Origin of the sequence: Streptomyces sp. NPDC059895 (assembly GCF_042731035.1) — a bacterium.
In the GTDB taxonomy this organism is placed as follows: Bacteria; Actinomycetota; Actinomycetes; order Streptomycetales; family Streptomycetaceae; genus Streptomyces.
Genome location: NZ_JBHWKO010000015.1, coordinates 157,536 through 168,621 on the forward strand (window position 1 = coordinate 157,536; position 11,086 = coordinate 168,621).

Here is an 11,086-nt window from a genome sequence, read left to right on the forward strand (position 1 = left end):
ACCATGCGATCCATACGGCCGTCGTCGACCGTTCGCCGGGGGAGGGACGCCCGCCGCAGAACCTCCCCCGTGCTGGGCGCTGTTGCTCTCGCCTCGGTGCTCGTTCTCACCGCGACCGCGTGCGACTCGGGCAGCGCCGACGCGGGAGGCGAGGCCACCGCGTCCGCCTCGGCGGGTGGCGACGGCAAGATCACGATCCCGGACGACCTCAAGGACCGGCTCAAGGAGCACGGGATCGACCTCGACAAGTGGAGGAACGGCGCCTGGAAGGACTGGGACCGGGACGACTGGCTGCGCGAGGCGCAGGACTACATCAACCCGATCATCGAGGGCCTGTGGGACCAGGACCGGATGCGTGAGGCCGAGGACCCGGAGCGGGCGGTCGACGACAGCGGCCTCGCGGACGACCAGGGGGTGACCGACCCGACGCCGGCGGTGGTGGAGGCGACGGCCGTGTCGCCCGGGTATCACGCCAACGCTCCCGAGGCGGGCAAGGTGTTCTTCGACTCCCCCGAGGGCACGATGGTCTGCTCGGCGACGGTCGTCGAGGACCCGGCACACCCCGGCAAGTCCAACCTGGTGTGGACTGCGGGCCACTGCGTGCACGCCGGCAAGGAGGGCGGCTGGTACCGCAACATCGCGTTCGTGCCGTCGTACAACGACTCGGGCATGGCGGACGCGGAGTTGCAGACGGCCACCAAGGAGCAGGTGGCGCCGTACGGCGTCTGGTGGGGTGACTGGGCGCAGACCTCGGAGCAGTGGATCGCGCAGGGCGGGCAGACCGGCGGTGACGGGGCGCCGTACGACTTCGCGGTGATCCATGTGACGCCCGAGGAGGGTGGTTCGGGCAAGTCGTTGGAGGAGACGGTCGGTTCGGCCCTGCCGGTGGACTTCGCGGCGCCGGCCGTGGCGAAGGTGGGCAGTGTCACCGCCACGGGTTACCCGGCGGCGGCGCCGTACGACGGGCAGAAGCTGTATCAGTGCCAGGGCGCGCCGGGGCGGCTGTCGCTGAACGCCACGGACCCGACGATGTACCGCATCGGCTGCACGATGACCGGCGGTGCGTCCGGCGGCGGCTGGGTGGCGACCGGGTCGGACGGCGAGCCGGCACTCGTGTCCAACACCTCGATCGGCCCGGTGAAGGCGGGCTGGCTCGCGGGGCCACGGCTGGGCGAGGTGGCCAAAGGCGTGTACGACTCGGTGAGCGGCAAGTTCGCCGGGCAGTGATCCATGCGGTGGGCGCCGGGGGCTGCCCGGCATCCGCCGCCGTCGCCCGCCGTACGACGGGCTGGGGACGGTGGCGCGCGTCGACCGGCTCGACGGCGACCAGGGCGGTCACGACGACCGCCGTCCCCGAGCAGCCCCGTGCACGCCGACGGCCCGCCTCCTGCACCGAGCAGGGGGCGGGCCGTCGTACGGGAGGGTGTCAGGCGAGCGATGCCGGGACGTACGGCGCGAGGTCCGCCGCGAGTTCCTCGTGCACCCGCGCCTTCAGCAGGGTGCCCTCCGCCGTGTGCTCCTCGGAGATCACCTCGCCCTCGGTGTGGGCACGCGCGACCAGCTTGCCGAGGGTGTACGGCACGAGCGCCTCGATCTCGACCGACGGGCGCGGCAGCTCGTCGTCGATGAGCGCGAGCAGTTCGTCGAGGCCCTGGCCGGTGCGGGCCGAGACCGCGATGGAACGCTTCTCGATCCGCATGATCCGCTGGAGCGTCAGCGGGTCGGCCGCGTCCGCCTTGTTGATCACGACGATCTCGGGCACGTCGGTGGCGCCGACGTCCCGGACCACCTCGCGGACGGCGGCCAGCTGCTCCTCCGGGTTCGGGTGCGAGCCGTCCACCACGTGAAGGATCAGGTCGGACTCGCCGACCTCCTCCATGGTGGAGCGGAACGCCTCGACCAGGTGGTGCGGCAGGTGCCGGACGAAGCCGACGGTGTCCGCCAGCGTGTACAGCCGGCCGCTGGGGGTCTCGGCCCGGCGCACGGTCGGGTCGAGGGTGGCGAACAGGGCGTTCTCGACCAGGACGCCCGCGCCCGTGAGACGGTTGAGCAGCGAGGACTTGCCGGCGTTGGTGTAGCCCGCGATGGCCACGGACGGCACCTTGTGGCGCTTGCGCTCCTGACGCTTGATCTCGCGGCCGGTCTTCATCTCCGCGATCTCACGGCGCATCTTCGCCATCTTCTCGCGGATCCGGCGCCGGTCCGTCTCGATCTTGGTCTCACCGGGACCTCGGGTGGCGAGGCCGCCGCCCTTGCCGCCGCCCATCTGCCGGGACAGCGACTGACCCCAGCCTCGCAGCCTCGGCAGCATGTACTGCATCTGCGCGAGCGCGACCTGCGCCTTGCCCTCCCGGGACTTGGCGTGCTGGGCGAAGATGTCGAGGATCAGGGCGGTACGGTCGATGACCTTGACCTTGACGACGTCCTCGAGGTGGATCAGCTGACCCGGGCTGAGCTCACCGTCGCAGATGACGGTGTCGGCGCCCGTTTCGAGCACGATGTCGCGCAGTTCGTCGGCCTTGCCGGAGCCGATGTAGGTGGCCGCGTCGGGCTTGTCGCGGCGCTGGATCACGCCGTCGAGCACCAGCGCGCCCGCGGTCTCCGCCAGGGCGGCCAGCTCCGCGAGGGAGTTGTCCGCGTCCTGTACGGTCCCCGAGGTCCAGACGCCGACGAGCACGACCCGCTCCAGGCGGAGCTGACGGTACTCGACCTCGGTGACGTCCTCGAGTTCGGTGGAGAGGCCCGCGACACGGCGCAGAGCCGCGCGCTCGGAGCGGTCGAACTGGTCGCCGTCCCGCTCTCCGTCGATCTCGTGGCTCCAGGCGACGTCCTCTTCCATCAGGGCATCGGCCCGAAGACCTTCGGGGTAGGCGTGCGCGAAGCGCTTGGTGTCCTGGGAAGGGGAAGAAGAGGAGGTCATTGGGTCCTTACGTCGTTGGGGATGCCGATGGGGCGGTCCTTGTGGTCAACGCTCGAGTACCCCGGGAGATTCCCGTCGTCCTCGTGCCACGCCGACCTGTCGATGGTCGCACGGTACGGCCCGTCTCGTCACCGTCTTATTCTGCGACCTCGGCGGCTGGTGCGGGCGCTGCGGACGTCCACTCCGGGTGTCCGGGCATCGGCGGGGTCTTCTCGTCGTACAGCCAGTGGTGGAAGAAGGCTCCGAGGTCGCGTCCGGAGATCCTTTCGACGAGGCGCAGGAAGTCGGCGGTGCCCGCCGTGGCGTCCCGGTGGTCGCGCACCCAGGCACGCTCCACCTGCTCGAACGCGCGCGTGCCGATCTTCTGGCGCAGGGCGTACAGCACGAGGGCGGCGCCGTCGTAGACGTTCGCGCGGAAGATGCCGATCTTCTGTCCGGGCACCGGCGGCTTGGGGGCGGCGGGCGGACCGCCGGCCGCCCGCCAGCGGTCGGAGGCGCCGTACGCCGCCTTCATGCGGGCCTCCACGGTGCGGCCCGCCTTCTCCTCCGCGTGGAGGGCCTCGTACCAGGTGGCGTGTCCCTCGTTGAGCCACAGGTCGGACCAGACGCGGGGGGTGACGCTGTTGCCGAACCACTGGTGGGCCAGCTCGTGCACCATGATCGACTCGATGTACCAGCGGGGGTAGGCGGGCTCGGTGAACAGGTCCTTCTCGAAGAGGGAGAGGGTCTGCGTCTCGAGCTCGAATCCGGTGGCGGCGTCGGCCATGAGCAGGCCGTACGTCTCGAAGGGGTAGGGGCCGACCTTGCTCTCCATCCAGGTGATCTGGTCGGGGGTCTTCTTCAGCCACGGTTCGAGGAGCCGGCGGTCCTCGGTGGGCACGACGTCCCGGACGGGCAGTCCGTGCGGTCCCTTGCGGTGCAGGACGGTGGAGCGGCCGATGGACACCTGGGCAAGCTCGGTGGCCATGGGGTGGTGCGTGCGGTACGTCCAGGTGGTCGTACGGCCGGACCTGTCGACGCCGGCCGGCAGCCCGTTGGCCACGGCCGTGTAGCCGGCGGGCGCGGTGACGCGGATCGTGAACCTCGCCTTGTCGGAGGGGTGGTCGTTGCAGGGGAACACCAGGTGGGCGGCGTCCGCCTGGTTGGCCATGGCCAGGCCGTCCGCGGTCCGCACCCAGCCGCCGTCCCGTCCGGCGACGCTCACCGGATCGCTGGTGTGCCGCACGGTGACGCGCATCCGGTCGCCCGCGCGCAGCGGCTCCTCCGGTGTGATCACCAGGTCCTCGCCGGCGCCGGCGAAGGCGGCGGGCTCTCCGTCGACCTCGACGGACTCGACCGTGCCGTGGGCGAAGTCGAGGTTGATGCGGTCCAGGGCGGTGCTGGTCCGGCCGTCGATGGTGGTGACCGCCCGGAGCGGCTTGCTGTTGTCACCGGAGTACGTGAAGGACAGGTGGTAGGCGGTCACGTCGTAGCCGGGGTTGCCCAGGTACGGGAAGAGGCGGTCGCCGATGCCGAGCGGGGTCGCGGGACCGCTCGCGGCGACGAGGCAGACCGTGACGGCCGAGGCGAGCAGCGCGGAGGTGAGGCGGCGGGAGGGGGTGGTCCGGAGACGGCCGGTGCGGCAGGTGAGTGGCGTGCCGGTGGTGATGGCGGTGCCAGAGGCGAGAGGGGGGCAAGAGGTGACAGGGGTGCTGGTGGTGAGAGGGGTGCTGGTGGTGATGGTGAGGGCGGTGCGGGAGGTGAGGGGCATGCACCACCGCTACCAGCGCGTGCGGGCGGCTCCGCGACGGCGCGCGACCGGCCCACTCGAACGGATTGCCCGGGTGTGGGCGGTGGGTGAGGGGTGGGGCGCCGCTCCACCGGCCGCGGCCCCCTCGCCTGCCGGCGAGGCGCGTCTCAGGGCGCCGGCGCGTGGTGCTGTGCCCGGGTCACGTCGTACACGCCGGGCACGTTCCGCATGGCGCGCATCAGAGCGGGCAAATGGGCGGCGTCGGGGAGCTGGAGCGTGTAGGTGTGGCGTACGCGCTGCTGGCTCGGGGGTTCGACGGTCGCGGAGACGATCTCCGCGCCCTCCAGGGCCATCGCCTCGGTGAGGTCGGCGAGCAGATGGGGGCGGCCGAACGATTCGGCGACCAGGGTGACCCGGCACTCGGTGGTGTCCCCCCAGCGCACGTCGACCTGTGAGCGCCCTGCCTTGGTCATACGCGCCACGGCGGCGCACTCCACGCGGTGCACGGTCACCGCTCCCCCTCGCACGGCGAAACCGGTCACCTCGTCGGAGGGCACGGGCGTGCAGCAGCCGGCGAGCCGGACGCTCGCCCGGGGCCGGTCCACTGCGGTGATCGCGTCGCCGGGCCGGGAGACCGGCCCCTCGGGGACGGGCCGCGCACAGACGCCCTCCGCGGCTCTCCCCCCGTCTGTCCCCTCGGCGGCGGTCCCCGCTCCTGCCGTACGCGAGGCCCCGGCGGCCGTGTCTCCCCCGGCGTCCCCGCCGAAGCCACCGCCCCCGCCGAGCCCACTGCCCCCGCCGAACCTGCCGACCTTGCCGACCCTGCCGAACCCACCGTTCCCGCCGAACCCACCGTTCCCGCCGAACCTGCCGTGCCCGCCGGGCCGGCCGTGCCCGCCGCCGTGCCCGCCGTCGGGTCCGCCGTCGGAGTCCTCCGCCGCGCTGTCGGGCGCGGGATGTGTGGCAAGCCACCGTTGGATGGCGATGCGGGCGGCCGGGGTGTGGGCGTGCTCCAGCCACTCCCTGGAGGGCTCGGAGGCCGGGTCCTGGCCCATCAGGAGCTGGACGGTGTCTCCGTCCCGCAGCACGGTGCTCAGGGTGGCGAGGCGGCCGTTGACCCGGGCGCCGATACAGGCGTGGGCGTCCTCGCCGTACTGCGCGTACGCGGCGTCCACGCAGGTGGCGCCCTCGGGCAGGCCGAGGGTGCCGCCGTCGGGACGGAAGACGGTGATCTCGCGGTCCTGGGCGAGGTCCTCGCGCAGGGTCGACCAGAAGGTGTCAGGGTCGGGCGCGGCTTCCTGCCAGTCGAGGAGGCGGGAGAGCCAGCCGGGCCGGGTGGGGTCGACCCGTTCGCCGTCGCCCGAGAGGCTGTGTTCCTCCGCGGGGGAGGCATAGGGGTTGCCGAGCGCGACGACACCGGCCTCGGCGACCTTGTGCATCTGGTGGGTGCGGATGAGGACTTCGACGACCTGGCCGTCCGCGCGGGCGACGGCGGTGTGCAGCGACTGGTACAGGTTGAACTTGGGGACGGCGATGAAGTCCTTGAACTCCGAGACGACCGGCGTCATACAGGTGTGCAGTTCGCCGAGGACCGCGTAACAGTCGGCGTCCTCGTTGACGAGGACGAGCAGGCGGCCGAAGTCACAGCCGCGCAGTCGGCCGCGTTTGCGGGAGACGCGGTGGACGGAGACGAAGTGCCGGGGCCGGATGAGCACGTCGGCCTGGATGTCGGCCTCGCGCAGCACGCCGCGCATCGCGTCGGCGAACTCGGCGAGCGGGTCGTCGGCGCGGGTGGCGTTCTCGGCGATCAGCTCGCGTGTGTGCGCGTACTCCTCGGGGTGGAGGATGGCGAACACGAGGTCTTCGAGTTCGGTCTTGAGGGCCTGGACTCCGAGGCGTTCGGCGAGCGGGATGAGGACGTCGCGGGTGACCTTGGCGATGCGGGCCTGTTTCTCGGGGCGCATCACGCCGAGGGTGCGCATGTTGTGCAGCCGGTCGGCGAGTTTGATCGACATCACGCGGACGTCGTTGCCGGTGGCGACGAGCATCTTGCGGAACGTCTCGGGCTCGGCGGCGGCACCGTAGTCGACCTTCTCCAGCTTCGTCACGCCGTCGACGAGATAGCGCACCTCCTCGCCGAACTCCTCGCGGACCTGGTCGAGCGTCACATCGGTGTCCTCGACGGTGTCGTGCAGCAGGGAGGCCGTCAACGTCGTGGTCTCGGCGCCCAGTTCGGCGAGGATGAGGGTCACGGCGAGGGGGTGCGTGATGTACGGCTCGCCGCTCTTGCGCATCTGGCCGCGGTGCGAGGACTCGGCGAGCACATAGGCGCGGCGCAGCGGGTCCAGGTCGGCGTCGGGGTGGTGGGCCCGGTGCGCCTCGACGACATGGCCGATCGCGTCGGGCAGCCGGCCGCGCGAGGCGGGGCCGAGCAACGCGGCCCGGCCCAGCCGCCGCAGGTCGATCCGGGGGCGGCTGCGCCTGCGGGAAGCGACAGGCACCACCGGGCCTGGGGTCGCGGGGTTCGTGGCCTCCGCACTCATGGGGCACCTCCGGCTGCGTCGACCGGCGGACGGAGTGCCCCGGGGCGGACACGGCTCAGGGGCCTGGCAACGGTCTCCCGTCCGGGCCGGTGCTTGATGCTACCGAGCCCAGCACGCCCGGCCGACCGCCTCTCCCCGAGCGTGAAACGGATCACCCATTCGAGCGATGGTCGGGAGGTTTACGGTTTTGCGCCGCCTGAACTGCGGCAGGTCGCGGAGTCGAAGACTCGGGCCCGGCCCCGGCGGCACTCCTGTGCGCCACCGTGCCGCGTCGGCCTCCGATGCCAAGCCGGCGGGCTGGTCAGCGGGCGGCGGTTTCCAGCCACTCCGGGTCGATCGTGCCTTCGGCGACGATGACCGCGGGGCCGGTCATCTCGACCTCCCCGTCGGGGCGCTCGGTGATCACGAGGCGGCCGCCGGGGACGTCCACCGTGTACGTGGCCGGTGCGCCGGTGACGGCCGGGTCGGCGCCGTCCCGGCGCGCGGTCGCCACGGCGACGGCGCACGCGCCCGTGCCGCACGAGCGGGTCTCGCCGGATCCGCGCTCGTGCACGCGCAGGGCGACGTGCCGCGGGCCGCGGTCGACGACGAACTCGACGTTGACCCCGTCGGGGTAGGCGGAGGCGGGGCTGAAGGGCGGCGGGGCGTACAGGTCGCCGGCGTGCGCGAGATCGTCGACGAAGGCGACGGCGTGCGGGTTGCCCATGTTCACGTTCCGCGCGGGCCAGGTGCGCTCGCCGACGGTCACCGTGACGTCCCCCTCGGGCAGGCGTGCCCGGCCCATGCCGACGGTGACGTCCCCGTCCTTGGCGATGTGCACCGTCCGCACGCCCGCGCGCGTGGCGACCGTGAGGTCGCCCTCGGTGGCGAGTCCGGCGTGCTGGAGGTAGCGCGCGAAGACGCGGACGCCGTTGCCGCACATCTCGGCGATGGAGCCGTCGCCGTTGCGGTAGTCCATGAACCACTCCGCGTCGGCCGCCATGGCCCGCGCCTCGGGGTGCGCGGCGGACCGCACGACGTGCAGCAGCCCGTCGCCGCCGATCCCCGCGCGCCGGTCGCACAGGGCGGCGACGGCGGTCAGGGGGAGGTCGATGGCGTTCTCGGGGTCGGGAACGATCACGAAGTCGTTCTCCGTGCCGTGACCCTTGAGGAAGGCGATCCGCGTGCTCATCCCTCGATCGTACGGGGTGGCTCCGACACCGTGGCCCATGCTGGCGCGGCACCTGGGGAGCCCGGCCGGGCACGCGCGCGTGAAGGCTTTCGTCGCGCCGGTCGCGGACGCTCACAGGGCCCTTGGAAGGGCGCTAGCGGAGCCGGGTGGAAGGGCCTAGCGGAGCCGGGCGACCCGCCACACGGCCAGGACCACCACCGCGGCCACGACCAGGACGTACGCGAGGACGACCCGCCAGTCGGGGCGGCGGCCGGAGCCGCGCTGGGGCAGGCCGGGCCAGGTGTGTCCGACGCGGCGCGCGGCCATCATGCCCCAGCCGGCCGCGCAGGAGCAGATCAGCAGCCCCAGCATGGCGATCACGGCGCCGCTGTCGCCGAAGTCGAAGGCGAGGGGGAACGCGAACATCAGGGAGCCGGTCGCGGCCAGGGCCACGATGGGGGCGAGCTGCCAGATCCGCAGCCGGCGCTGGGGCCGCAGCTCGACCTCGACCTCGGGGCCGACGGCGAACATCTCCTCGGGTTCGGGCCCGTCGGCGGTCACGCCGTCCTGCGTGTCGTCGGCGTCCGGCCCGTCCGGGCTCAGACGTCCTTCCTCCGGCTCCGGTTCACCCCGCTCGGTGGTGAGGTGCTCGGTGCCTTGTGCGGTGTCGCGAGGGCCGGCCTCCATCGCCACGCGCCCTCCCAACTCGGACTCCACTTGGTCGATCGAAGCTCGATGATGGCACGGGGCCGGAGGCCCGGATGACGGCCTGAGCGTCCCGATGCCATGACGTGATCAGGCTGTAACCGGTCGTTCGACCAATGCCGACGCAAGCCGCGGAAGTTCCGTGAGGTCCGCCGCGGCCCCACTCAACCAGTGCACCCGCGGGTCGCGCCTGAACCAGGAATCCTGACGGCGCGCGAAGCGCTTGGTGGCACGGACGGTCTCCGCGCGCGCCTCGTCCTGGGTGCACTCACCGGCGAGTGCGGCGAGTACCTGCTGGTAGCCCAGTGCGCGCGAGGCCGTACGCCCCTCGCGCAGGCCTTGCGCCTCCAGTGCGCGCACCTCGTCCACGAGTCCCGCGTCCCACATCCGGTCCACGCGGCGGGCGATGCGGTCGTCGAGTTCGGGGCGCGACACGTCGACGCCGATCTGGACGGTGTCGTAGACGGAGTCATGGCCCGGAAGGTTGGCGGTGAAGGGCTTGCCGGTGATCTCGATCACTTCGAGGGCGCGCACGATGCGGCGGCCGTTGCTGGGCAGGATCGCCTGCGCCGCCTCGGGGTCGGCGGCGGCCAGCCGGGCGTGCAGGGCACCGGAGCCGCGCAGGGTGAGCTCCTCCTCCAGACGGGCGCGGACCTCGGGGTCCGTGCCGGGGAACTCCAGGTTGTCGACGGCGCCGCGGACGTACAGCCCGGAGCCGCCGACCAGGATCGGCCAGCGGCCCTCGGCGAGCAGCGCGTCGATCCGGGCGCGGGCCAGTCTCTGGTACTCGGCGACGGAGGCGGTGACCGTGACGTCCCAGATGTCCAGGAGGTGGTGCGGGACGCCGCCGCGTTCCTCCGGCGTCAGCTTGGCGGTGCCGATGTCCATCCCTCGGTAGAGCTGCATGGAGTCGGCGTTGACGACCTCGCCGCCGAGGTGCCGGGCCAGGAAGACGCCCAGATCGGACTTTCCGGCCGCGGTCGGTCCGACGACGGCGATGACGCGGGGGGCGAGGGGTGCGCTGCTCACGGCACCAGTTTCGCAAACCTCTCACCCGGCCCTCGAACGAGTTACGTGACGGGGCCGCTGCGGTGTCGTTGCCCGTTGCGAGATTCCCGTCACCCGTTCGCGGGGCGGCGCATCCCGGTGGCGCAAACGGACGCACCGGGCAACGCGGGATTTCGCCCGCACGAGTACCGTATGGAGTGGATATGGGCGTTTTGGCGCGGCTTTTCCGGAGGTCGAAGACCACGGAGGGGACGGCGGCTACGGAGGAGACGGCGGCGGCGAAGGAGACGGTCACGGAGGAGGCGACCGCGCGGGAGGCGGAGACCACCGCCGAGGCGTCGGCCGGTACGCCGGTGGACGGCGCGGAAGCGGCGCCGACCGCCGGGGACGCTCCGGGGCGGGACTCCGGTGGGGCCGGTGACGCCGAGGAGACGGTGTCGTCGGCCGATACGGACCCCGCCACCGACGGTGTCGAGATCCCCCGGCAGCAGTCCTCCGAGGAGACCGTCGACAGCGAGGCCGGCGAGGGCGCCCGCAGGTAACGGACCCGCCAGGGAAGGTGACCCATGGGTCTCTTGAACAATCTGAAGGCCAAGCTCGCTCCGGCCAAGGGCAAGGTCTCCGGGCTCGCGCACCAGCACGGGGACAAGATCCACCACGGGATCGACAAGGCCGCCAAGGTCGTCGACGACAGGACCAAGGGCAAGTACAGCGACAAGATTCACACGGGCACCGACAAGGCCAAAGGCGCCATGGACCGGCTCTCGCACAGGGACGGGCCGGGGGCGGGCGGCGACACGTTCACGCCGCCGAGCACGCCCCCGCCACGCTCCTGACCAGCGGTCCGCGGAAAACAGCGGTACAGCAGCACGGCAGCACGGCAGCACGGCAGCACGGCAATACAGCAATGCAGCAGTGCAGCAGTGCAGCAGTGCAGCAGCAGTACAGCGACATCAGCGGACAGACCGGCGGACGGCCGCGCGCGCCCCCGCCCCCGGCCCGCCCCCGGCCGCCCCCCCGGGGGCGCCCGG

The 11,086-nt window shown here is 72.4% G+C and carries 9 protein-coding genes; 3 read left to right on the forward strand and 6 right to left on the reverse strand.

The features are described 5' to 3' along the window. The first annotated feature begins 3 nt into the window (after positions 1–3). Positions 4–1,227 carry a trypsin-like serine peptidase gene (locus ACFV9M_RS19630; protein ID WP_385064631.1) on the forward strand — a complete coding sequence of 408 codons (1,224 nt, stop codon included), beginning with the start codon at positions 4–6 and terminating at the stop codon, positions 1,225–1,227. A gap of 199 nt (positions 1,228–1,426) precedes the next feature. On the opposite strand, the gene hflX is transcribed toward ACFV9M_RS19630, so the two are convergent. The 6 genes from hflX to miaA form a co-directional block, all read right to left on the reverse strand. After that, a complete protein-coding gene (hflX, locus tag ACFV9M_RS19635; RefSeq protein ID WP_385064629.1) occupies positions 1,427–2,920 on the reverse strand; it encodes a GTPase HflX in 1,494 nt (497 codons plus the stop codon). Between the two features lie 136 nt (positions 2,921–3,056). After that, complete coding sequence (locus tag ACFV9M_RS19640; protein WP_385064627.1) at positions 3,057–4,670, reverse strand: M1 family metallopeptidase; 1,614 nt, start codon at positions 4,668–4,670, stop codon at positions 3,057–3,059. Between the two features lie 146 nt (positions 4,671–4,816). Then, positions 4,817–7,192, reverse strand: coding sequence for a RelA/SpoT family protein (locus tag ACFV9M_RS19645; protein WP_385064624.1), 2,376 nt, complete (start codon positions 7,190–7,192; stop codon positions 4,817–4,819). Positions 7,193–7,493: 301 nt separating this feature from the next. Beyond that, a complete protein-coding gene (gene dapF, locus ACFV9M_RS19650; RefSeq protein WP_385064621.1) occupies positions 7,494–8,363 on the reverse strand; it encodes a diaminopimelate epimerase in 870 nt (289 codons plus the stop codon). 156 nt (positions 8,364–8,519) lie between these two features. After that, positions 8,520–9,029 carry a hypothetical protein gene (locus tag ACFV9M_RS19655; protein WP_385064773.1) on the reverse strand — a complete coding sequence of 170 codons (510 nt, stop codon included), beginning with the start codon at positions 9,027–9,029 and terminating at the stop codon, positions 8,520–8,522. Positions 9,030–9,137: 108 nt separating this feature from the next. Then, the gene (gene miaA, locus ACFV9M_RS19660; protein WP_385064619.1) at positions 9,138–10,076 is read right to left on the reverse strand and encodes a tRNA (adenosine(37)-N6)-dimethylallyltransferase MiaA; all 939 of its coding nucleotides are present in this window, start codon (positions 10,074–10,076) and stop codon (positions 9,138–9,140) included. Between the two features lie 182 nt (positions 10,077–10,258). Between miaA and ACFV9M_RS19665 the strand changes: the two genes are divergently transcribed. Both ACFV9M_RS19665 and ACFV9M_RS19670 read left to right on the forward strand, forming a co-directional pair. Then, positions 10,259–10,597: a hypothetical protein gene (locus ACFV9M_RS19665; protein ID WP_385064617.1), complete on the forward strand. Its 339-nt coding sequence runs from the start codon at positions 10,259–10,261 to the stop codon at positions 10,595–10,597. A 24-nt stretch (positions 10,598–10,621) separates the two neighbouring features. Beyond that, positions 10,622–10,891, forward strand: coding sequence for an antitoxin (locus ACFV9M_RS19670; RefSeq protein WP_385064615.1), 270 nt, complete (start codon positions 10,622–10,624; stop codon positions 10,889–10,891). Positions 10,892–11,086 lie beyond the last annotated feature (195 nt).

What these genes read in the sequence shown, in the direction of transcription:
- ACFV9M_RS19630 (WP_385064631.1), top strand. Translation starts at nt 4, where the DNA reads ATGCGATCCATACGGCCGTCGTCGACCGTTCGCCGGGGGAGGGACGCC.
- hflX (WP_385064629.1), bottom strand. Translation starts at nt 2,920, where the DNA reads ATGACCTCCTCTTCTTCCCCTTCCCAGGACACCAAGCGCTTCGCGCAC.
- ACFV9M_RS19640 (WP_385064627.1), bottom strand. Translation starts at nt 4,670, where the DNA reads ATGCCCCTCACCTCCCGCACCGCCCTCACCATCACCACCAGCACCCCT.
- ACFV9M_RS19645 (WP_385064624.1), bottom strand. Translation starts at nt 7,192, where the DNA reads ATGAGTGCGGAGGCCACGAACCCCGCGACCCCAGGCCCGGTGGTGCCT.
- dapF (WP_385064621.1), bottom strand. Translation starts at nt 8,363, where the DNA reads ATGAGCACGCGGATCGCCTTCCTCAAGGGTCACGGCACGGAGAACGAC.
- ACFV9M_RS19655 (WP_385064773.1), bottom strand. Translation starts at nt 9,029, where the DNA reads ATGGAGGCCGGCCCTCGCGACACCGCACAAGGCACCGAGCACCTCACC.
- ACFV9M_RS19665 (WP_385064617.1), top strand. Translation starts at nt 10,259, where the DNA reads ATGGGCGTTTTGGCGCGGCTTTTCCGGAGGTCGAAGACCACGGAGGGG.
- ACFV9M_RS19670 (WP_385064615.1), top strand. Translation starts at nt 10,622, where the DNA reads ATGGGTCTCTTGAACAATCTGAAGGCCAAGCTCGCTCCGGCCAAGGGC.